The following is a 20,495-nucleotide window of genomic DNA, read 5'->3' as shown; positions in this document are numbered from 1 at the left end:
GCCGACACGTCGTGTGCCGGCGCGCTCACACCTGGATGTGGGAGCCCATGATGACAGTGCGGTCGCGGGGCAGACCGAAGTGTTCGGCGGCGTCGGCAGTTATGTACGAAGTGGCGATGAACAGGCGTTTGCGCCAGCCGGCCATCGTGGGCTGCTCGCCACGGCGCAGCTCAATCTTCGACAGGAAGTACGACGCCCGGTCCACCTGGAGGGTGCCTTCCGTGGTGGCCGGGTCGAGCAGGCGCAGCGCGGCCGGCACATCCGGGGTGTCCATGTAGCCGAAGCGGACCGCGACGTGGACGATGCCATCGTGGGCATGACCGAGGTCGTCGACCGTGATCCGCTCGGTCGGCGGGATGCGCGGGATCGGCTCGGTCTCCAGGGACAGGATCAAGACGTGCTCGTGGCGCACGTGGTTGTGCTCGACGTTGGCCCGCATCGCCAGTGGCGCGGTCTCCTTGCCGCGGTTGAGGAACACCGCAGTACCGGGAACCTGGACGGTGAGCGAGCGGTCGGCGTGCAGACGGTCCACGAACTCGCGCAACGAGCCCTCCTGCCGCTGCCGCTCGGCGGTGACGATCTGGCGGCCCTTCTGCCAGGTGGTCATGACGGTGAACGCGGTGAGGCCGATGAGCAGCGGCAGCCAGGCGCCGTGCACGAACTTGGTCAGATTTGCCGCCACGAACAGCAGGTCTACGGTGAGCAGCACGGCCCCGCCGGCGCCGAGCAGCCAGCGCGGCGTATTCCACTTGCGCCTGGCGATATAGAAGAACATCAGGGTGGTAATGGTTATGGTGGCGGTGACCGCCATGCCGAATGCGAACGCGAGCGCCGCGGAGCTGCGGAAGGCGAACACGAGGGTGAGCACAGAGGCCAAAGCAGCCAGTTGATCCACGGTACGTAGATCTGGCCGATCTGCGACTCGGAGGTGTGCACCAGCCGCAGCCGCGGCAGGTAGCCGAGCTCGGCGGCCTGGGCGGCGACGGAGTACGCCCCGGTGATCACCGCCTGCGAGGCGATGACAGTGGCGGCGGTGGCCAGCACGACCAGCGGCAGGCGACCCCACTCGGGCACGAGCAGGAAGAACGGGCCTTTGATGTTGGCCGGGTCCTTCAGGATGAGCGCGCCCTGCCCGAAGTAGCTCAGCACGCACGCCGGGAACACAAGCCAGAGCCAGGCCCGGGTGATGGACCGGCGGCCGAAGTGGCCCATGTCCGCGTACAACGCCTCGGCGCCGGTCACCGCGAGCACCACTGCGGCCAGCGAGAAGAACGCGACGCCGAAGTGGCCGGCCAGGAACCCGATCGCATAGACGGGAGAGAGCGCCTTGAGGATTTCGGGGTACCGCGCGATGCCGGCCACCCCGCACACCCCGATGGTGACGAACCAGACGATCATCACCGGTCCGAAGACCCGCCCGACGGCCGCGGTGCCGCGCCGCTGCACCAGAAACAAAGCCAAGATGATCACCGCGGTGATCGGCACGACCGCCTCGGCCAGCGACGGTTGTACCGTCTTGAGGCCCTCAACCGCGGAGAGCACCGAGATCGCCGGGGTAATCATGCTGTCGCCGAGGAACAGCGCGGCGCCGAAGATGCCCAGGGCCGCCAGCGCGGCGGCGGCCCGTCCGCCGCGCTGCCCGCCCCACCGGCGCAGCAGCGTGATCAGGGCCATGATGCCGCCCTCGCCGTCGTTGTCGGCACGCATCGCGAGCAGCACGTAGGTGACCGTAACAATGATCATGACGGACCAGAAGACCAGCGACACAACGCCGAAGAGATTCTCCGCGCTGACCGGGACGGGGTGCGGGTCGCTCGGGGCGAAGAGGGTCTGCAGGGTGTAGATCGGGCTGGTACCGATGTCGCCGAACACCACCCCCAACGCGCCCACCACCAGCGCCAGCCGCGCGGAGTCGCGGGTCCGAACCCCGTGGCCAACCGCCGGCCCACCACCCGGTGTTGTCCCTTGCACGCTGCTGGTCACTACTCGGCCTCGTGGCCTGAGGTGACCTCCCCGTGCTCGTCGCGGTCGCGCCGGACCGGCAGCGCGGGGGGCCTCTCGATCGGGAAGAAGAAGCCCTTCACCGTCGGGGCGAGCGCGCCGATCCGGTTCATCTTCTTCGGGACCACCCAGCCCGCGTACTCCAGGACGCGTTCCTCCTCGCCGGCCACCGGGAGCGGCTGGTGGACCTCGACGAAGCGACCGTCGGGCAGGCGGCGGATGATGCCGGTCTCGATGCCGTGGACGAGCACCTCGCGGTCGTGCTGCTGCAGCCCCAGCGCGATCCGGTACGCGATGTAGAAGGCCAGCGGCGGCAGGAGCACGGCGCCGATGCGACCGGCCCAGATCATCGCGTTGAGGCTGATGTGGAACTTGTCCGCCACCAGGTCGTTGCCGCCGGAGATCAGCATCACCGCGTAGAACGTGATCGCCATCGCGCCGAGCCCGGTGCGGGACGGATTGTCCCGTGGGCGCTGCAGCAGGTTGTGGATGGCCTTGTCCTTGGTGAAGCGCTGCTCGATGAACGGGTACAGCATCGGCAATATCGCCAGGATGCCGGGCAGCACGACCGTGGGCCAGAAGATCGGCGCGAGCGTGTAGCCGTTGCCGAACAGATGGAACCGGATCTCCCACGCCGGCATGAGACGGGCGGCGCCGTCGAGGAACATGACGTACCAGTCGGGCTGGCTCGCCGCCGAGACGACCGCGGCCTTGTACGGCCCGTACAGCCAGACCGGGTTGATCTGGAAGAGGCCGGCCAGCAAGGCGAGCGCGGCGAACACGAACATGAAGAAGCCGCCGGACTTGGCCGCGAAACCCGGGAACATCCGCACGCCGACCACGTTCTCGTTGGTGCGGCCAGGGCCGGGCCACTGGGTGTGCTTCTGCTTCACCAGCAGGCCCATGTGGACGCTGATGAGCGCGAGCAGCGCGGCGGGGACCAGCAGGACGTGCACGATGTACAACCGGGACAGGATGATCTCACCCGGGAACTCGCCCCCGAACAGCGAGGTGGTCACCCAGGTACCGACGATCGGAATCGACAGCATGATGGCGCTCGCGATACGGAGGCCGGTGCCGGACAGCGCGTCGTCGGGCAGCGAGTAGCCGGCGAAGCCCTCCAGGAACGCCATCCAGAACAGCAGGATGCCGACGATCCAGTTGGCCTCGCGCGGCTTGCGGAACGCGCCGGTGAAGAACACCCGGAACATGTGCACCACGATCGCGGCCACGAACAGCAGCGCCGACCAGTGGTGCATCTGCCGCACGAACAGGCCGCCGCGGATGTCGAACGAAATCTGCAGCGTCGTGTTGTAGGCCTGCGACATCTCCACGCCGCGCAGCGGTGGGAAGCTGCCGTCGTAGGCCGACTCGCGCATGGACGGGTCGAAGAACAGCGCGAGGAAGGTGCCGCTGAGCAGCAGCACGATGAACGAGTAGAGCGCGATCTCGCCCAGCAGGAACGACCAGTGGTCCGGGAAGACCTTGTTGAGCAGGCGGCGCAGCGGCGTGGCCGCCTGGAACCGCTCGTCGATCCCCCTCGCCGACCTGGCCGGCAGGGTCCGCAGATCGGTCTTGCGTCGTCTCATGGCCGCTCCCAGAAGGCAGGTCCGACCGCAATCCTGGTTCTGCCGCTACCCACTGGTGCCACGTCCAAGCCCGGGCCGCGCCGCGAAGTCACGCCGGCCGGTGGGAGATGCGCCGCTCCGGGTGGTCGCCGAAGGGCGTGCCGCGCACTGCGGCGTTGAGCAGCTCGGCGAACAGCCCGGTGAGACCACACGCCGCCCGGTTGCGCTCGGACACCCGGACGGCGGCCACCTCGTCACCCGTGCGGTGCAGCCTGCGCGTAGCCGGGCCGGTACCGGTAGACGTAGGCGTCCTCAGCAGCAGCACCGCGTCGACCCGCGCATCGTCGCGGGCGCACTGCGGCCGCGACGCGCATTCCGGCGGCGGCGGCGGTCAGCCGGGAACTGGTCCAGCGGTCGGCGCCCAGCTCCCAGATGCCGGCGTCGGGCTCGCAGACGGTCTCGGCGGCTATCCGCATCGCCGCCGAGGCGGGCGGGTCGAGCCGCCGGCGCGGGCTGCCGCGGCGAACAGTCCCAGGGCGTCGCCGAACATGTCGAGCTAGAACTGCCGGTTGACGTGATTGCCGACCGTGGCGGCGCCGCCCGGATAGCCGGGCAGGAATCGCAGTCCCCGCTCGTCCGGGATCGGCCCGCCCGTCACCGTGGAGCCGGGCACGGTGGCCGGGCCGTGCTCGCCCAGCCGCGCCGCGACGTAGCGCACCGCATCGTCCAGCAGCCCGGTCACCCCGGCCGTCGCGGCGGCTCGCCCGATGATGCACGGGTCCCGCAGCCACACACGTACCGGTGGCCGTAGTCGCGGCCCTGCTCGGCCGACGCGGTCGCCGCCGCGACCGTACCGCCGTCCGGATGGGTCATCCCGCGCAGCACCGCGACCGCGTGCGCGGCATCCCGGGCGACCTGTCCAGCATTGGCGCAGCGTTCGGTCCACGACCTGTCTCGGCGCCGGTGCGTCACCGACCGCCGAAGACCGAGTCCGCCGCGGAGGTCGAGGCTCACGTCGAGGACGGCCTCGCCGTCCACCGCCTCGACCTGTCGCAGCAGCAACGGCCCATGCGCATCGCCGGGGAGCGCCAGGGTGTCGCGGCACTGGATCACGCCGGTGCGGGTAACCCATCGCCGCCCACCGACGAACCTAACCACCGGTGGTCACCGATACCGACATCCCCCGTTTCCCGGCCCGTCGCAGGGGTACGCGTCCACGTATGGGCCTGCACCGTCGATCACCTCGGCCCGCGGCGGGCAGTCACCGCGGACGCCGCAGCATCCGGCCGGACCCGTCCGACCCCGACCCACCGAGGAGAGCCGATGTCCACCGACGCGATCGTACTGCTCAAGGAAGACCACAAGACCATCAAGCGACTGTTCAAGGAGTTCCAGGCGGCACAGGACGGCCCGCCGGCCCGCAAGGCGCAGTGCGTCGAACAGATCCTGCAGGCGCTGACCCTGCACACGTACCTCGAGAACGAGGTCATGTACCCGGAGGTCCGCCGGCTACTGCCCGCCCTTGAGGAGGACATCCTCGAGTCGTACGAGGAGCATCACATCGCCGACGTGCTGTGCCTGGAGCTGTTCACGATGGACCCCGGTGACGAACACTTCGACGCGAAGGTCACCGTGCTCATCGAGACCATCACGCGCCACATTCAGGAGGAGGAGAACGGCTGGTTCCCGAAGGTCCGCGCGGGCCTCGGCCGCAACCAGCTGCGGGATCTCGGCGCGAAGATGCTCGAACTGCGCCCGAAGGCGCCGACGAAGCCCATCGAGCCGGCCGCGCTCAAGAAGGCCCTCGACGCCGTCCGCGCCTGAGCGTGCCGCCAGCAAGGGGCCGGGGGTGTCCGCCGGCCCCTTGAGCTGAGGCGAGCAACGTCCTCCAGGCATGGATCACCTGGTGCGGGGTAACGAGAAAGCATGGCTGCACGCAGACAGAGCACGCACGATCTGGACGCCGCCGATCGCAACGCCATGCCGGACCGCGCGTTCGCGTTCCCCCGGCTGCGCAAGGAACCGCTGAACGACGCGACGCACGTCCGCAACGCGATCACCCGGTTCGATCAGGTCCGCGACGTCACCGACGCCGAGCGCGAGGAGGCGTTCCGCCGGATCAAGCGCGCCGCGAAACGGTACGGCGTCGACATGACCGAGCGGCGCTGGCAGGAGCTGGGCAAACCGACGGCCACGATGAGGTCCTCCGACAAGCCGCGGACCCCGGCGAAGGCCCGGCGCAACCAGCCGCGCGCCGAATGGTCGCGCGACGAGCTGTACGCCGAGGCGAAGCGCCGCAACGTCAGAGGCCGCTCCGCCATGACCAAGGTCGAGCTGGTCAACGCGCTCGAAGGCCGCTGAGGTGGCCCGGCCGCGGATCGTCATCGTCGGGGCGGGGTTCGCCGGCTATCAGGCGGCCCGCACGCTGCTGCGCCAGGCCCGCGGCAACGCCGACGTCGTTGTGGTCAACCCGACCGACTATTTCCTGTACCTGCCACTGCTGCCCGAGGTCGCCGGCGGCGCGCTCGACCCGCGGGCGATCAGCGTGCCGCTACAGGACACCCTGCCCGGGCTGCGGCTGGTGCTCGGCGAGGTCGACGCCATCGACACCCGGGCACGGACCGTCTCGTACACCGGGCCGGAGGACAACCGCGGCACCCTCGGCTACGACCGGCTGGTCCTCGCCGCCGGCAGCGTCACCAAGCTCCTGCCGATCCCGGGCGTCGCCGACCACGCCCACGGCTTCCGCGGCATCCCCGAGGCGCTGTACCTGCGCGACCACCTCATCCGCCAGATCGAACTGGCCGACGCCGCCGACGACCCGGCCGAACGGTCCGCCCGGATGACGTTCGTGGTCGTCGGCGCCGGATACACCGGCACCGAGGTCACCGCGCAGGGACAGCTGCTCACCGCCGACATCGCCGCCCGCCACCCACGGCTGCGCGACACGCCGCCACGGTGGCTGCTGCTGGACATCGCCGACCAGGTGCTGCCCGGCATGGCCAGGCGCATGGCCGCCGGCGCCGAGCGGGTGCTGCGGGGCCGCGGCGCCGAGGTCCGTCTCGGCACCTCCGTGCGGGAGGCCACCGCCGAGGGCGTGCGCCTGACCGACGGCAGCTTCGTGCCCTCGCGGACCCTCGTGTGGTGCGTCGGCGTCCAGCCAGACCCGATCGTCGAAAACGCCGGGCTGCCCACCGAGAAGGGCCGGGTCCGCGTCGACACATACCTGACCGTGCCCGGGCACCCCGAGGTCTACGCCTGCGGTGACGCGGCCGCCGTGCCCGATCTGCACCATCCTGGCCAGCACACGGCGATGACCGCCCAGCACGCCGTGCGGCAGGGCCGGCTCGTGGCGCACAACGTCGCGGCCTCGTACGGGATCGGGCGGCCTCGGCGGTACCGCCACCGCGACCTCGGCTTCGTCGTCGACCTCGGCGGCTGGCAGGCCACCGCCAACCCGCTGCACGTGCCGCTGTCCGGCCCGCTCGCCCGCGTCGTGACCCGCGGCTACCACCTCGCCGCCCTGCCCGCGAACAAGCTGCGCACCGCCACCGGCTGGCTGTTCACCGCGCTCGACTCCCGCCCCGGCGTCCAGCTCGACCTCGTCCGTGGCCGTGCCGTGCCCCTCGACACCGAAGCACCCGAGCTCGCCCGGCACCCCGGGTGAGGCGCGCGTTTCAAGTCGTGGGCGTGGTCAACCGTGCAGCCGGTGCAGGACCTCCCGGCATGCCTCCGCGCACCGCAGCGTCGCCTGAGAACACATCCGGCAGTGGTCGTGGTGGTGAGCGTGCTTGCCGCACAGCTCGGCGCTGTGCTCGCAGGCCATCACGCACGCCTCCAGCATCGAGCTCAGCAGCACGGCATCGGCGCCCCGGCTGACCAGCCGCCGGCCCGCCGCCACCACGTCGGCGCAGTTCAAGTCCCGCACGATCGCGTCCTGCAGCACGCGGACGTCCTCCTCCGCGACCATGGCGGCCGCGCAGGTGGTGACGGCCTCCTCGCACGCCGCCAGGGCGTCGATCACCGCCGCCAGCCGCTCGCTGCTCACCTCCGGGCGAAAACTCACGGCGAACGTGTCAAGGAGCTCCCGGGTCTGCGACATGGCCATCCTCCCGACGTCCGGCAATGACTGCACGCAAGTACCACGCAAGAAACGCCTGAAACCAGACCCCGCCAGGCGCCGGTGCCCTTCTGTGTGAACTCGCTGACCCGGAAGTGGCGAGTATGGGTGCGGGGTGTTCCTGCGGCGTCGGGGCGGATGCGATGGGGCGGGTTGACGGATGGGTGTGCTGAGCTGGCGGTCGGCGGGTGGGCTCGCTGACGGGCAGGCTGTGGAGGCCTCGCTGACCTCGGCGGAGGCGTTCGCTGTGCTGTACGAACGTCATGCCCTGGCGTTGTACAGCTATGCCTACCGGCGCATCGGGCCAGATGTCGCCGATGACGTGGTCGCTGAGACCTTCGCCGTGGCCTTCCGTCAGCGCGCCCGGTACGACCAGCGCCGCCCCGATGCTCGACCCTGGCTGTTCGGCATCCTCACGAAAGAGATCTCCCGGCATCGGCGCACCGAAGGTGCGCGGCTGCGCGCAATCGCCCGGCATGGCGAGCCGCCCGGCGAGGATGGCCACGCGGAGCGCGTGGCGGACGAGGTGACAGCCCGGGCCGCCAGGGCGGCGCTCGCTGCTGCTCTGCGTGGCCTGTCGGCCGGTGACCGCGATGTTCTGCTGCTGATCGCGTGGGGCGGGCTGAGCTACGACGAGGTTGCTGACGCCCTGAACATTCCAGCGGGAACGGTCCGGTCCCGGTTACATCGGGCGCGGCGACAGGTCAGGGCCACATTGGGTGACAATCCGCTACGAATCGGTGAGGAGTAGTCGTGGACCTGCAGAAGGCACTTGATGATCTCGGTGCACGACTTGGCCCGTCGCAGCCTGTGCTGCCAGCCTCGCTGCATGGCCGTGTGTTCGACCGGGCGAACGCGAGCCGGCGGCCCTTGTGGCTGCGTAGCCCTGGCGGGCGGATCGCTCTGGTGGCCGGCGGCGCCGCGGTGATGGTTGCCGCAACCTTGGTTCTGCAGACATCGCGTATCGGTGAACGAGGTCCGGCGGCCAGCGCCGAAGCCACGGAACTGTTACGGCACGCGGCCGCCGTCGCAGGGCAGGAGCCGGGACTGGCTGCCAGGCCCGAGCAGTTCGTTTTCGTCGAGACCAAGAGTTGGTCACCGACCACCAGCGGCCCGGTCGCCGGCCTCACACGTTCCTGGCTGTCGGTCGACGGCAGCCGCGACAACCTGATCTGGAAAGAGCAGGCCGACCCCGATGGACAGCATGAGATGACGCTCCCAGGTTGCCGCAACGGCCGGGCGGCCCAGTGGGGACCGGGGGGAACGCTCGATCGGACCCGAACCCGCCCATGCACACCCGACCCCGGCTACCGGGACCAGCTGCCGACGAGTCCCGAGGCAATGCTGGCCTATTTGCGCCGTTCGGCCGGCAGCGATGACCCTGGACAGGTTTTCGGGCAGGTCGTCACGCTGCTCGGCAGAGGATATGTGCCACCGAAATCACGTGCGGCCCTGTTCACCGCAGTAACTGCACTTCCCGGTGTCACCATCGCCCAGGACAGGGTTGACGCGGCGGGTCGGCGCGGTGTTGCCGTCACCCGCACTCAGGATGAGTTGCGCCAGGAGCTGTTGTTCGATCCCGGCACCTATCGGTTCTTAGGCACCCAGCTCAACAGCGACGATGATCGTGTCTCCATGCTGATGCTGCGTCCGACGGCACTCCTGCGGACGGCGATCGTGGACCAGGTGGGGCAACTGCCGAGCTGACTGGGCGAGCCTTCAATCCGCCGATCGTACGTCGCCGCGCCATCGGGCGTGATGCCCGCTCCAGCCGGCGGCGTCCACGCCGTCGACCGACACCGGCTCGTGAGCGGCATGAACCGCGAGTCCCAGCCGGGTGCGACGCCGAACCGCGGCAGGGGTGGCGGGTCGTCCTCGCACAGCCGGACGGACACGTCGAACGTCAGCCCGCCGGGCGGGTGCTCGATTCCGCCCCGGCTCACCCGGACCGCCGATACGATCCGCGCGTGACGGAGGATCGAGCCATGACCGCACTGCCCGAATCGCTGCGCGACCTTGTCGCGTCCGGTCCGATGGCCCACGTGAGCACCGTCAACCCCGACGGCAGCCCGCACGTCACGGTCGTCTGGATCGGGCTGGACGGCGACGATCTCGTCAGCGGCCACCTCGGGTACTACCAGAAGCTGCGCAACATCCAACGCGACCCGCGCGTGGTGCTGTCCTTCGACGCCCCGCGGGTGCCTGGCAAGTTCTTGAACGACTACGCCGCGTTGCGCACACGCGCCGTCGTCGAGGCCACCGACGAGGCGTGGGACCTGCTCAACCGCCTGGCGAAGGTGTACGTCACGCCGGACACCGAATTTCCGGCGCCGCGCGGGCCCGGCTACATCGTGCGGTACTCCGTCGAGCACATCGGCGGCGTCGGCCCCTGGGCGCCGGCCGCACGCTGAGTCGCATCGCCGCCATCCGCTACGTCGCCAACCCCGACAAGCTCCGCGCGATCGCGGAGGGCTTTCGCCGCGGCCAATGATCGGACCGCGGCGGGCTCGGGGTACGGTTTCGGGCCGTGAGGGGTGGTCCGTTGAGCAAGCCGCTGTGTCAGGCGAAGGCCGAGTCCTTCGAGGCCCTGGCTCAGCTCGCCCGTATCCGGGTCCTGGAGCACGGAGGCCATCGCTTCGCGGGCCGGGCTGCTCGACGACCTGCGTGCGTGCACCCCATGGACCGATAGCCGCGCCGCCGCATTGATACCCAGAATCCTCAAGGTCGGCCGCGCGGCCGGGGCCCTGGCCGACGCCGCCCGGCAGGTGGTGACGGCGCCCGCCGGGCAGGACGCCGCCATCGCCTACGAACTCATCTACGTGACCGCGGCCGGCAAGGACTACCGGACGGAGGCCCACGAGGTCGCGGCGCTGATCCGCCGGCGCAATCCCACCGCCGACAGCCTGCTCGACGTGGCCTGCGGCACCGGCCTGCACCTGTCCCACCTGCGCACGATGTTCACCCACGTCGAAGGACTCGAGGTCTCCGACGCGATGCGTCAGGCCGCCGTCCGGCGACTCCCCGGGATCACGGTGCACGCCGGTGACATGCGCGACTTCCGGCTCGGCCGCACGTTCAGCGCGGTCACCTGCCTGTTCTCCGCCATCGGCTACGCGCAGTCGGTCGACGAGCTGAACCAGACCCTCGAACGCCTGGCGGCACACCTCGAACCGGGCGGCGTGGTGCTCCTCGAACCCTGGTACACCCCGCAGCAGTGGACTCCCGGCACGGTGCACCCGGGCATCGCGGGTGACGGCCATCGGCACGTCACGAGAATGTGCTACTCGCACCAGTCCGGCACCACCTCGACCATGACGATGCACTACATGCTCGGCGAACCCGGCGTCGGCATCCGGCACTGGACCGAGGAGCACGTCATGACCCTGTTCACCAACAGGCAGTACCGCCGGGCGATCGACCGGGCCGGCTTCGGCGACGTCGAGTGGCTGCCCGGCTGGCGCGACCAGCGCCCCCGGATCGTCGCCGTCAAGCGGTCATGATTCGGCCTTGATGCGGCGCGCGAAGCGCACCACCCGCTCGGCCTGCACCCGCGCCGACGCCCGGGTCACGTCGTGTACCGGCTGGGTGCCGTTGGCGTCGGTGTGCGAGGTGCCGTAGGGGTTGCCGTCGGCGAACTTCGCCGGGTCGGTGTACCCCGGCGCGACGATGACACCGCCGAAGTGGTGCACCGAGTTGTACAGGGCGATCAGCGTCGACTCGTGGCCTCCGTGATTGGTGCCGGTCGAGGTGAAGCCGCTGTACACCTTGTCCGCGAGCAGGCCCTGCGCATAGAGCGGGCCAAGGGTGTCCATGAACTGTTTGAGCTGCGCCGAGACGTTGCCGAACCGGGTCGGTGAACCGAAGATCACCGCGTCGGCCCAGCGGACGTCCTCCGGTTCGGCGAGCGAGATGTCCACAGTGGCCCGCACGTTGGCGGCCCAGGCCGGGTTCTGTTCGACGGCCGACTGCGGCGCAAGCTCGGCGACCTTGCGGAGCCGGACTTCGGCCCCTGCCTTCTCCGCCGCGACGGACATCTCCTTGGCGATCTCGGCGATCGTCCCCGTGGCCGAGTAGTAGATCACGGCAAGGTTGACGCTGGTGGGCATCCCCGCTCCTCATGCGTTAGAGCCGAACAATCCAGTGCGAGATATTTTGACACTGAACTACTAGCGCCCCAACCCTACGCGAGATTGTTCAGCGCTGGAAGGTTTAGCCGGTGCTACATTGACGAAATGGACGACCCCCGGTGGCTCACCGACCAGGAGCAGCACACCTGGCAGACCTACATGGTGGCCACCCGTCTGCTGATCGACCGGCTCGAGGAGGACCTGCGCAGCGAGGCTGGCATCGCGCCCGGCTACTACGAGCTGCTGGTCCTGCTCGCCGGTGCGCCGGGCAACGCGCTGCGGATGACAGAGCTGGCATCGCGGTCGACATCCAAGCCGAGCCGGATCTCACACGCCGTCAACCGACTGGAGGAAATGGGGTGGATCCGGCGGGAACACTGCGCGGCCGACCGACGCGGCTGGTCCGCCGTCCTCACCGACGAGGGCCGTCACGTCCTCGAGAAGACCGCGCCAGCACACGTGCGCAGCGTGCGGGCCAACCTCATCGACCTGCTGACCGCGGAGCAGGTCAGGCAGCTCGGCGAGATCAGCGACGTGCTACTCAAACACCTGTCCGCCGACGACACATGACAGTGACGCCACCAACCGGCGCCCGACGCGCTCAAGGCAGGAGAGAATCCGGCGCTCAGGCCCCGGCGTCCCACGCGTCGGCGACGAGCACGACCCGGAAGCCGTCCGGGTCGGCGATGGTGACGCCGACGCGGTCCCAGTACGGGTTGGTGCTGGCGACCGGGGTCGCGCCCGAGCGGGCGACGAGGTCGTCGACGGCGGCGCGGTCACCGAGATAGAGCACGATCAGCTGTTCCTCGTGCGGCTGGGGCGGCGCCAGGTGGGCTGTGGCGGTGAACTCCAGGTGCGCACCGGTGCCGGGCAGGGCGAGCATGACGCCGTCGTAACCGTCGTGACCGGCGAAGCGGCCGATCTCGGGCAGGCCGAGCCGGTCGCGATAGAACTCCACCACCTCGTCGAGCCGCGCCGTCTGCCGAGCGAAACGCACCTGCATGCTGAGACTCTACGTCGGGGCATCTCACAACACGGCCCGCTTGACCTTGACACAGTGACAAGGTCTTCACTGTCGCCGAGGAGGTGGTCCCGATGACCATGCCGAGGCAGGACACGGATACGATTCGAGCTCTCCACGGGCTGGAGCACAGCAGCTCGTCAGTGCGGTTGCGGGCAGCGTTGGCGGTCGGCACGACCCCAGACCCGCGGTTCATCGGCAAGCTCATCGAACGATGCGCGATCGAGCCCGAATTCTCCGTGCGCGAAGCACTGACGTGGGCACTCACCAGACACTCAGCCTCAATGACGGTTCCAAAGCTCATCGATGAACTCCGCTCGGAGCGTGCGCAGGCACGAAGCCAGGCGTTGCACACGCTGTCCAAGATCGGGGATCGACAGGCGTGGCCGGCGATCACCCGGGCGCTGCTGAGCGACGCTGACGACGAGGTGGCGCGCAGCGCCTGGCGAGCAGCGGTCGTGCTCGTGCCCGAAGGTGGAGAATCCGAGTTGGCCGGCGTGTTGGTGACACAGTTCGGGCGCGGCGGGCGTGAGACGCAGTTGAGCCTCAGCCGGGCGCTGATCGCGCTCGGTGAGATGATCATGCCGATCGTGCGCGCCGCGATGACGGATCTCGACCCTCGCGTGCGGCAGCACGCGATCGCCACGGAACGGCTGTCGCTCGACCCGGATGCTGGATTCGAGTTCGCGGTCGAGGAGGCGAAGCGCGTCGTGGCCCTCGGCAGGACCGGCCAGGAGGGATGACAGGCAGTGTTGATCGGTGATGTGGCACGACGGTCCGGGGTCAGCGCCCGCATGCTCAGGCATTACGACTCGCTCGGCCTGGTGCGGCCAACGGGTCGCACCGTCGCCGGCTATCGCGAGTACTCCAGCGAGGACATCCGGCGGATCTTCCATATCGAGAGCCTGCGGTCATTGGGGCTGTCGCTGCTCGAGGTCAGGCGCGCGCTCGAGGATCCCGGCTTCACGCCCGCGGAGCTCGTCGATGACCTCATCCGCCAGACGCGACAGCGCATCGCGGCTGAGACGGAGTTGCTCACTCGGCTCCGTCGGATCGATGCGGCGGAACCCACCGGCTGGGAGGACGTCCTGCAGATCGTCGCACTGCTCCAGGCGTTGGGGTCAGAGAGCGCCGGGAAGCGCCAGCGTGCGGCCTTGTCCTCCGTCACGGAGGTTCCGGTGCCGGTGGAGGCACTGGTCGAGGCAGCGCTGAGCGAGGCGGATCCGAACGTCGCCGGGGCCCTTCGTTGGGCTTTGGCGCAATCGGGCGATGGCGGATTGGCGCTGCTGGCGGAGGGCCTCGTCGCGCCGGCAGCCGAGGTGCGCAGACGTGCCGTCGAGTCCATCGCCGAGATTGCGAGCGGTGAGGCGACCGTACTGCTGCGGGATGCCCTCGCGAACCGCGACATCGTGGTCCGCAGGTATGCGGCTCTGGCGCTCGGGGCGCGTGGAGTGCCCGACGCGGTCCCGACGCTCATCGACATGGTCGTCGAGGGGACGAGCGACGTCGAGGCGGCCGATGCGCTGAGCGCGCTGGCGAGTGATCCCGCGTTGGCGGATCAGATCGCCACCAGGCTCGTTGATCGCCTCGCCCACGGCAGCGTCGCATCGTCCGCACGTCGGCGGCTGGCACAGGCGCTCGCGGATATCCCGGGGATCACAGCGTCGCGTGCCCTCGCGGATCTGTCACGTGACGAGGACCGTGCCGTCGCGCTTACCGCGGCATACATTCTCAAGCTGCGCGACGCACGATGACGTCCGGGCTCAGCGCACGCCGTGCATCAGGCGGCGGATCAGCGGGGTCAGCGCGGCGATGACGGCGCCGAGCAGGATCGCGGCGAGGCCGAGCACCGAGAAGTACGGGATCTCGTGGGCCGGGTCGTATTGGGCGGCGAGCGCGCCGGCGGCGGCGGTGCCGAGGGCCACGGACAGGAAGAAGAGCGCGACCATCTGGGTGTGGAAGGCGCCCGGGGCGAGCTTCGTCGACAGCGACAGGCCGACCGGCGACAGCAGCAGTTCGGCGATCGTGAGCACGAAGATGACCCCGACGAGGCCGGGCAGGGGCGCGCCGCCCCGCCCGGTGCCGGCCATCGGCAGGAACAGCAGGAACGCCACGCCCATGATGACGGTACCGGCGGCGAACTTCACTGGGGTGGAGGGCTGCCGGTCGCCCAGCCGCGTCCACAGCGCCGCGAACACGCCCGACAGGACGATGATGAAGACCGGGTTGATCGACTGCACCCAGGACACCGGCATCTGCCAGCCGAACAGGTCGCGGTTCAGGCGCTTGTCGGCGTAGACGGTCAGGACCGTGAACTGCTGCTGGTACAGCGACCAGAAGCCGGCGCTGGCCACGAACAGCGGGATGAACGCGAGCACCCGGTCGCGCTCGACCCGGTCGACGGCGCGGCCGGTGAGGATGACCGCGAAATAGGCGACGGCCGCCGCGGCGCTGAGCACGACCACGATGGCCGCCAGCCGGCTCGGGGCCAGCACGCCCGAGACGGCGAGCACCGCGACGAGGGCCGCCACGGCCGCGACGATCCCGGCCACCAGCGGCAGCCGGGTGCGCGGCAGCGGGTGCGGCACCTCGTTGGCCTGTTTGGGCAGCCGCTTGCGGCCGCGGGCGTACTGCGCGAGCCCGAGCCCCATGCCCAGGGCGGCGAGCGCGAAGCCGTAGTGGAAGCCCAGCTGCTGCTGCAGCAGCCCGGTCAGCAGGGGCCCGGCGAACGCGCCGACGTTGACGCCGAGGTAGAACAGCGAGAACCCGGCGTCGCGGCGGGGGTTCCGCTCGTCGTAGAGCGAGCCGACCAGCGAGGTGGCGTTGGCCTTGACGCCGCCGCTGCCCAGCGCGATGCTGACCAACCCGAGCCCGACGCCGGTCAGGCCCGGGACCAGGGCGAGGCAGACGTGCCCGATCATGACGAGCACGGCGCTGCCGAACAGGACGCGTTCGCTGCCGACGATCCGGTCGGCGAGCCAGGCCCCGCCGATCGTGGACAGGTAGACGAAGCCGCCGTACGCGCCGACGATGCTCGTCGCGGTCGTCTCGTCGATGCCGAGCCCGCCGCGGGCGGCGCTGTAGTACAGGTAGATCAGCAGGATGCCCTGCATGCCGTAGAACGAGAAGCGTTCCCACAGCTCGACCCCGAACAGGTTGGCCAGCACCCGCGGCTGACCGAAGAACGTGCGCTCGCGCGCCGGCGCGTCGGCTGGGGCCATGCCGGATGGCTACCCAGCTTCGCGCCGCCCACCCATGTCCGGGCCGGCGAGCCGCGGCCGGGACCGGCCCGGGAGCGGTGGCTCCCGGGCCGGGTCGGACTCAGGTGCCGTAGACCTGGAACTGGAACAGCGAGTAGCCCCACGCGGTGCCGCGGGCCGTGCCGTAGATGCGCACGTACCGCGCGGACGCGTTCAGGCCGGTGTTGTCGTCCACGCCGCCGTCACCGCCGGTGACGGACCGGACCGTGGTCCAGGTGGTGCCGTCGGCCGAGGTCTGGATCTGGTACGCCTTGCCGTATGCCGCCTCCCAGAGCAGCCGGACCCGGTTGACGGTGCGGGTGGCGCCGAGGTCGACCTGGATCCACTGCGGGTCGGAGAACGCGCTGGACCACCGCGTGGTCGCGGACGCGTCCACCGCGTTGGAGGCCGGGTAGGAGGCGTTCTCCACGCTGGAGGCCGTCGCCGGGCGGTTCAGCGCCAGGTCGGTCTGCTGCGGAGGCTGGCTGCTGACCGAGCAGTCACCGATGCCCTGCGCGGCGTAGCGGATGCCGCCGAGCAGCAGCGTGCGGATGCCCGCCTCGGAGTAGCTGGACTGGGTGTGCCCCAGACCGGTGTAGAAGGACCGGCCGCCGTCGTATGCCCGGCACCAGGTGTTGGGGTGGTCGGCGCCCATCGTGCCGCCGCTGTACGTGGACTCGTCCAGCGTGGTCAGCACGTGCACCTGGGAGCGGGGGTTGGTGCGGTAGTTGTACCACTCGTCGGTGCGCGACCAGGCGGCCGGCAGCCCGGCGGTGGCCGGGTGCGTGGTGTCGGCGATGCGGACCGTCGCGGTCTGGATCGCCGGGTGGCTGGAGAAGTAAGCCCCGACGAGGCCGCCGTACCAGGCCCAGTCGTACTCGGTGTCGGCCGCCGCGTGCACGCCGACGTAGCCGCCGCCGGCGCGGATGTAGTTCTCGAACGCCGTCTGCTGGGTGGCGTCGAGTACGTCACCGGTGGTGGACAGCCAGATGACCGCCTTGAACCGGGCCAGGTTGGTGGCGTTGAACTGGGTCGCGTCCTCCGTCGCCGTGACGGAGAAGTTGTTCGCCGCACCCAGTTGCTGGATCGCGGTGATGCCGGTCGGGATCGAGTCGTGCCGGAACCCGGCGGTCTTGCTGAAGACCAGCACCGAGAAGTCCGGCGCGGCGTGGGCCGGCACGGCGGTGAGGCCGAGCGCGGCGGTGACGATGGCGAGGCAGAAAGCCAGTCTGCGCAACATGATCGGTATCTCCCTTCCTGTTATGGCGGTACGGTTCAGGAGCCGTAGACCTCGAAGCTGAACAGCGAGTAGCCCCACGCGGTGCCGCGGGCCGTGCCGTAGATGCGCACGTACCGCGCCGGAGCGTTCAGGCCGGTGTTGTCGTCCTCGCCGCCGTCACCGTTGGTGATGGACCGGACCGTGGTCCAGGTGGTGCCGTTGGCCGAGGTCTGGATCTGATACGCCTTGCCGTATGCCGCCTCCCACAGCAGCCGCACCCGGCTGACGGTGTAGGTGGCGCCGAGGTCGACCTGGATCCACTGCGGGTCGGAGAACGCGCTGGCCCACCGCGTGGTCGCGGACGCGTCCACCGCGTTGGAGGCGGGGTAGTTGGCGTTCTCCACACTGGAGGCCGTCGCCGGCTTGTTCAGTGCCAGGTTGGTGGCGACGGGCGGCGCCGAGCCGGTCACGAACGTGAAGCTGTCCAGATCGAACAGGGCGGCCGTGCCGGTGCCGGCGAAGGTGAGGTACAGCGACGTGGTGCCCGCCGGCGCGCCGCTGATCGTGCCGCTCACGGTGGCGAACGTCTCCCACGAGCCGGTCGGCGTCACCGCCGCCGAGCCGATGATCGTGCCGGTCGGTGAGCCGGTGCGCACCTGCAGCGTGCCGCCCGTGCCGCCGGAGGAGACCCGGGCTGTGAACGAGGTGGCGTTGTTGAGCTTGTACGGGTCGAACTCGATCCAGTCACCGTTGTTGATGTCGCCGACGGTCATGCCGCCCTCGGCCGCCGTCTTGGTGTACTTGTTGACCCCGGACGACGTCTTGTAGTGCTCGGCCTGCCGGCGCTTGGGCGCCAGGATGTTCTGCGCGTGGGTCGTCAGGCCGCCGTTGTCGGTGTAGGAGGCGTCGAAGATCGGGAAGATGTTCGCCGCGTCGTCGTGCTCGCCGTCGACCGGGATGGTGATCGTGCCGGAGCAGCCGGTCTGCGAGGTGATCTGGTGCGCGTGCTGGTCGTGGCCGAGCACGTACGCCATCGTCACGCGCGAGCAGTCGATCGTGCCGTCCTCCGGGTCGGTGACGGTGACGCTCCACGGGACGCTGTCGCCGAAGGCCGTCAGCTGCCCGGCCGCCGGGCCGTTGATGATGACCGTCGGGGCCGTGTTGCCGACGCTGATCGGCACGCTGGCCGTGCCGGTGGCGCCCTGCGGGTCGCGCACCGTCAGGGTGGCGACGTAGTTGCCGTTGGTGGAGTACGTCTTGGCCGGGTTCGCCGCCGTCGACGTGGTGCCGTCGCCGAACGCCCACGAGTACGTCAGCGCACCGCCCTCGGGGTCGGACGAGCCGGCCGAGGAGAAGTTCACCGTCAGCGGGGCCGCGCCCGACGTCTTGTTGGCGCTCGCCACCGCGGTCGGGGCACGGTTGGCCCCGGCGCCGACGTAGTCGTAGCGGTAGATCGCCGAGAAGGCGTCACCGTTGAAGAAGCCGGTGCCGTAGTCCAGGACGTACAGCGACCCGTCGGGGCCGAACTGCATGTCCATGACCTGCTTGCCGTTCCACGGGAAGTTGTCGATCGCGCCCGGCGACCCGTCCGCGTTGACCGTGACCGGCTTGATCCAGCCGCGCCCGAACTCGCCGGCGAAGAACTGGCCGTCCAGCGCCTGCGGGAACTTCGTGGTCGACGGGTTGCTCGCGTTGTACCGGTAGACCGGGCCGGCCATCGGCGACTCGGATCCGCCGCCGAACGCGGGCGGGCTGCCGGCGTCGCCGGCGTAGCGGATCCAGGCGGGTTTCGCCGCGGGCAGCGTGGTCAGGCCGGTGTTGCGGAAGGAGTTGTTCGTCGGGCCGCCGGCACAGTTGAACTTCGGGCCGGTCGCGTTGGTCGCGAAGTTCCACTTGTTGTAGGTCTCGGTGGTGGTGTTCGCGCCGGTGCAGTAGGGCCAGCCGAAGAAGCCGGGCCCGGTGATCCGGTCGAACTCCACCTGGCCCTGCGGGCCACGGTTGGCGTCCGTCGTGCCCGCGTCCGGGCCGTAGTCGCCGACGTAGACGATGCCGGTCGCCTTGTCGACGCTCATCCGGAACGGGTTGCGGAAGCCCATCGCGTAGACCTCCGGCCGGGTGTTCGCGGTGCCGGGCGCGAACATGTTGCCGGCCGGGATCGAGTACGACCCGTCGGCGTTGACCTTGATCCGCAGAACCTTGCCGCGCAGGTCGTTGCTGTTGGCGGCGGTGCGCTGCGCGTCGTAGGCCGGGTTGCGGTTCGTCCGCTCGTCGAGCGGCGAGTAGCCGGCCGACTCGAACGGGTTGGAGTCGTCACCGGTGGACAGGTACAGGTTGCCCTGGGCGTCGAAGTCGATGTCCCCACCCACGTGGCAGCACATGCCGCGGCTGGTGGGGATCTCCAGGACGGTGACCTGGCTGGCCATGTTGACCGTGTAGTCGGCGTTGAGCGTGAAGCGTGACAGGCGGTTCACACCCGCCCAGGTCGCCCAGTCCGCGGCGGTACCGCTGGCCGGTGCGTCGCCCGCCGGGGTGTTCAGCGGTGGCGCGTAGTACAGGTAGATGTAGCGGTTGGACGCGAAGTTCGGGTCCGCCGCGACGCCTTGCAGCCCCTCCTCGTCGTGGGTGTACACGGGGATGTTGGCGATCACCGACGTGGTGCCGTTCGCGTCGGTGCGCCGCAGCGTGCCGGTGCGGGCGGTGTGCAGGACCGAACGGTCCGGCAGCACCGTGATGGCCATGGGCTCGCCCAGCGCGGCCACGCCCTTGGCCAGCGTGACCTGCTGGAAGTCCGCCGGGTTGATGGCCGCAGCGGCCGGGCCGGCCGGCGAGGCGAGGACGCCGAGTCCGGCGGCCACCGGGAGCAGCGCGACCGCCATTGGTCGCCATCGATTTCTTGCAGCGTTTTGGTTCACATCATCCCTTCCTGACTGAACTCGCCAGGCAGGGCGCGCGCCGCCGCGCCGTAGCCGGGGGTGGTCGCGAATCGACCTCCGTCGTGAACGCCTCCGCCTCCGCGCCGAGCGGATCATGCAGAGAGCGCGCCCTCGGGCCCGTGCGAGCCACACTAGGAGATCGAGATAGGTGTGTCTAGATGTTTCGACGGATCTGGCAAAAGTTCAGCCGACTCAACCAAAAGCCGAAGCCTCAACCGCACAATCGGCCATGACGTGGTTACGCCGGTCGATGCAGCGGGGCGGCGT

At 69.9% G+C, this 20,495-nt stretch carries 21 protein-coding genes and 1 pseudogene; 10 read left to right on the top strand and 12 right to left on the bottom strand.

Annotated features, from left to right (window positions below):
- Window positions 1–25: 25 nt before the first annotated feature.
- The 6 genes and pseudogenes from AB0367_RS18120 to AB0367_RS18095 form a co-directional block, all read right to left on the bottom strand.
- Window positions 26–1,872: pseudogene (locus AB0367_RS18120) on the bottom strand (KUP/HAK/KT family potassium transporter).
- A 110-nt stretch (window positions 1,873–1,982) separates the two neighbouring features.
- Window positions 1,983–3,590, bottom strand: a complete 1,608-nt coding sequence (locus AB0367_RS18115) for a ubiquinol-cytochrome c reductase cytochrome b subunit (protein WP_366227473.1) — start codon at window positions 3,588–3,590, stop codon at window positions 1,983–1,985.
- A gap of 88 nt (window positions 3,591–3,678) precedes the next feature.
- A complete protein-coding gene (locus AB0367_RS18110; protein WP_366227472.1) occupies window positions 3,679–3,819 on the bottom strand; it encodes a hypothetical protein in 141 nt (46 codons plus the stop codon).
- A gap of 4 nt (window positions 3,820–3,823) precedes the next feature.
- Window positions 3,824–4,045, bottom strand: coding sequence for a hypothetical protein (locus AB0367_RS18105; protein ID WP_366227471.1), 222 nt, complete (start codon window positions 4,043–4,045; stop codon window positions 3,824–3,826).
- Between the two features lie 80 nt (window positions 4,046–4,125).
- Window positions 4,126–4,311, bottom strand: a complete 186-nt coding sequence (locus tag AB0367_RS18100; RefSeq protein WP_366227470.1) for a hypothetical protein — start codon at window positions 4,309–4,311, stop codon at window positions 4,126–4,128.
- Window positions 4,308–4,682, bottom strand: coding sequence for a hypothetical protein (locus AB0367_RS18095; protein ID WP_366227469.1), 375 nt, complete (start codon window positions 4,680–4,682; stop codon window positions 4,308–4,310). Before AB0367_RS18095 ends, AB0367_RS18100 begins: the two co-directional genes overlap by 4 nt.
- Window positions 4,683–4,892: 210 nt before the next feature.
- Here AB0367_RS18095 and AB0367_RS18090 point away from each other — a divergent pair, with 210 nt between their 5' ends.
- The 3 genes from AB0367_RS18090 to AB0367_RS18080 all read left to right on the top strand — a co-directional run bounded on the left by AB0367_RS18090 (window position 4,893) and on the right by AB0367_RS18080 (window position 7,236).
- The gene (locus AB0367_RS18090; RefSeq protein WP_366227468.1) at window positions 4,893–5,393 is read left to right on the top strand and encodes a hemerythrin domain-containing protein; all 501 of its coding nucleotides are present in this window, start codon (window positions 4,893–4,895) and stop codon (window positions 5,391–5,393) included.
- Window positions 5,394–5,495: 102 nt separating this feature from the next.
- Entirely contained in the window at window positions 5,496–5,930 is a 435-nt protein-coding gene (locus tag AB0367_RS18085; RefSeq protein ID WP_366227467.1) for a DUF6582 domain-containing protein, read from the top strand.
- Window position 5,931: 1 nt separating this feature from the next.
- Window positions 5,932–7,236, top strand: a complete 1,305-nt coding sequence (locus AB0367_RS18080; RefSeq protein ID WP_366227466.1) for an NAD(P)/FAD-dependent oxidoreductase — start codon at window positions 5,932–5,934, stop codon at window positions 7,234–7,236.
- A 27-nt stretch (window positions 7,237–7,263) separates the two neighbouring features.
- Here the strand turns inward: AB0367_RS18080 and AB0367_RS18075 are convergent, their stop codons facing one another.
- Window positions 7,264–7,671: a four-helix bundle copper-binding protein gene (locus tag AB0367_RS18075; RefSeq protein ID WP_366227465.1), complete on the bottom strand. Its 408-nt coding sequence runs from the start codon at window positions 7,669–7,671 to the stop codon at window positions 7,264–7,266.
- Between the two features lie 178 nt (window positions 7,672–7,849).
- On the opposite strand from AB0367_RS18075, the gene AB0367_RS18070 reads away from it, so the two are divergent.
- The 4 genes from AB0367_RS18070 to AB0367_RS18055 all read left to right on the top strand — a co-directional run bounded on the left by AB0367_RS18070 (window position 7,850) and on the right by AB0367_RS18055 (window position 11,189).
- A complete protein-coding gene (locus tag AB0367_RS18070) occupies window positions 7,850–8,440 on the top strand; it encodes an RNA polymerase sigma factor (RefSeq protein WP_366227464.1) in 591 nt (196 codons plus the stop codon).
- Window positions 8,441–8,442: 2 nt separating this feature from the next.
- Window positions 8,443–9,396, top strand: a complete 954-nt coding sequence (locus AB0367_RS18065) for a CU044_5270 family protein (RefSeq protein ID WP_366227463.1) — start codon at window positions 8,443–8,445, stop codon at window positions 9,394–9,396.
- A gap of 260 nt (window positions 9,397–9,656) precedes the next feature.
- Window positions 9,657–10,100 (top strand): PPOX class F420-dependent oxidoreductase, encoded by a 444-nt coding sequence (locus AB0367_RS18060; protein ID WP_366227462.1) that lies wholly within the window; start codon window positions 9,657–9,659, stop codon window positions 10,098–10,100.
- A gap of 291 nt (window positions 10,101–10,391) precedes the next feature.
- A complete protein-coding gene (locus tag AB0367_RS18055) occupies window positions 10,392–11,189 on the top strand; it encodes a class I SAM-dependent methyltransferase (protein WP_366227461.1) in 798 nt (265 codons plus the stop codon).
- Here the strand turns inward: AB0367_RS18055 and wrbA are convergent.
- Window positions 11,184–11,795 carry an NAD(P)H:quinone oxidoreductase gene (gene wrbA / locus AB0367_RS18050; protein ID WP_366227460.1) on the bottom strand — a complete coding sequence of 204 codons (612 nt, stop codon included), beginning with the start codon at window positions 11,793–11,795 and terminating at the stop codon, window positions 11,184–11,186. The two genes, AB0367_RS18055 and wrbA, sit on opposite strands and share 6 nt — an antisense overlap.
- Window positions 11,796–11,921: 126 nt before the next feature.
- On the opposite strand from wrbA, the gene AB0367_RS18045 reads away from it, so the two are divergent.
- The gene (locus tag AB0367_RS18045) at window positions 11,922–12,386 is read left to right on the top strand and encodes a MarR family transcriptional regulator (protein ID WP_366227459.1); all 465 of its coding nucleotides are present in this window, start codon (window positions 11,922–11,924) and stop codon (window positions 12,384–12,386) included.
- A 55-nt stretch (window positions 12,387–12,441) separates the two neighbouring features.
- Here AB0367_RS18045 and AB0367_RS18040 read toward each other — a convergent pair whose 3' ends face one another.
- Window positions 12,442–12,819 (bottom strand): VOC family protein, encoded by a 378-nt coding sequence (locus AB0367_RS18040; RefSeq protein WP_366227458.1) that lies wholly within the window; start codon window positions 12,817–12,819, stop codon window positions 12,442–12,444.
- Window positions 12,820–12,917: 98 nt separating this feature from the next.
- Between AB0367_RS18040 and AB0367_RS18035 the strand changes: the two genes are divergently transcribed.
- Together AB0367_RS18035 and AB0367_RS18030 are read left to right on the top strand one after the other, a co-directional pair.
- Entirely contained in the window at window positions 12,918–13,580 is a 663-nt protein-coding gene (locus AB0367_RS18035) for a HEAT repeat domain-containing protein (RefSeq protein ID WP_366227561.1), read from the top strand.
- 6 nt (window positions 13,581–13,586) lie between these two features.
- Window positions 13,587–14,591, top strand: a complete 1,005-nt coding sequence (locus AB0367_RS18030; RefSeq protein WP_366227457.1) for a MerR family transcriptional regulator — start codon at window positions 13,587–13,589, stop codon at window positions 14,589–14,591.
- A 9-nt stretch (window positions 14,592–14,600) separates the two neighbouring features.
- On the opposite strand, the gene AB0367_RS18025 is transcribed toward AB0367_RS18030, so the two are convergent.
- From AB0367_RS18025 to AB0367_RS18015, 3 genes are all read right to left on the bottom strand, one after another.
- A complete protein-coding gene (locus tag AB0367_RS18025; protein ID WP_366227456.1) occupies window positions 14,601–16,058 on the bottom strand; it encodes an oligopeptide:H+ symporter in 1,458 nt (485 codons plus the stop codon).
- A 100-nt stretch (window positions 16,059–16,158) separates the two neighbouring features.
- A complete protein-coding gene (locus AB0367_RS18020; RefSeq protein WP_366227455.1) occupies window positions 16,159–17,316 on the bottom strand; it encodes a ThuA domain-containing protein in 1,158 nt (385 codons plus the stop codon).
- Between the two features lie 35 nt (window positions 17,317–17,351).
- Window positions 17,352–20,171, bottom strand: coding sequence for a PQQ-dependent sugar dehydrogenase (locus AB0367_RS18015; protein ID WP_366227454.1), 2,820 nt, complete (start codon window positions 20,169–20,171; stop codon window positions 17,352–17,354).
- Window positions 20,172–20,495 lie beyond the last annotated feature (324 nt).

The organism is Dactylosporangium sp. NPDC051484 (assembly GCF_040689395.1).
In the GTDB taxonomy this organism is placed as follows: domain Bacteria; phylum Actinomycetota; class Actinomycetes; order Mycobacteriales; family Micromonosporaceae; genus Dactylosporangium.
Note: the sequence above shows the minus strand (reverse complement) of the source record. Positions and strands in the feature narration are given on the sequence as shown.

Coding starts and splice junctions, on each gene's coding strand:
- wrbA (WP_366227460.1), bottom strand. CDS start 11,795: ATGCCCACCAGCGTCAACCTTGCCGTGATCTACTACTCGGCCACGGGG.
- AB0367_RS18045 (WP_366227459.1), top strand. CDS start 11,922: ATGGACGACCCCCGGTGGCTCACCGACCAGGAGCAGCACACCTGGCAG.
- AB0367_RS18090 (WP_366227468.1), top strand. CDS start 4,893: ATGTCCACCGACGCGATCGTACTGCTCAAGGAAGACCACAAGACCATC.
- AB0367_RS18085 (WP_366227467.1), top strand. CDS start 5,496: ATGGCTGCACGCAGACAGAGCACGCACGATCTGGACGCCGCCGATCGC.
- AB0367_RS18070 (WP_366227464.1), top strand. CDS start 7,850: ATGGGTGTGCTGAGCTGGCGGTCGGCGGGTGGGCTCGCTGACGGGCAG.
- AB0367_RS18075 (WP_366227465.1), bottom strand. CDS start 7,671: ATGTCGCAGACCCGGGAGCTCCTTGACACGTTCGCCGTGAGTTTTCGC.
- AB0367_RS18020 (WP_366227455.1), bottom strand. CDS start 17,316: ATGTTGCGCAGACTGGCTTTCTGCCTCGCCATCGTCACCGCCGCGCTC.
- AB0367_RS18025 (WP_366227456.1), bottom strand. CDS start 16,058: ATGGCCCCAGCCGACGCGCCGGCGCGCGAGCGCACGTTCTTCGGTCAG.
- AB0367_RS18035 (WP_366227561.1), top strand. CDS start 12,918: ATGCCGAGGCAGGACACGGATACGATTCGAGCTCTCCACGGGCTGGAG.
- AB0367_RS18105 (WP_366227471.1), bottom strand. CDS start 4,045: ATGCGGATAGCCGCCGAGACCGTCTGCGAGCCCGACGCCGGCATCTGG.
- AB0367_RS18040 (WP_366227458.1), bottom strand. CDS start 12,819: ATGCAGGTGCGTTTCGCTCGGCAGACGGCGCGGCTCGACGAGGTGGTG.
- AB0367_RS18015 (WP_366227454.1), bottom strand. CDS start 20,171: ATGGCGGTCGCGCTGCTCCCGGTGGCCGCCGGACTCGGCGTCCTCGCC.
- AB0367_RS18115 (WP_366227473.1), bottom strand. CDS start 3,590: ATGAGACGACGCAAGACCGATCTGCGGACCCTGCCGGCCAGGTCGGCG.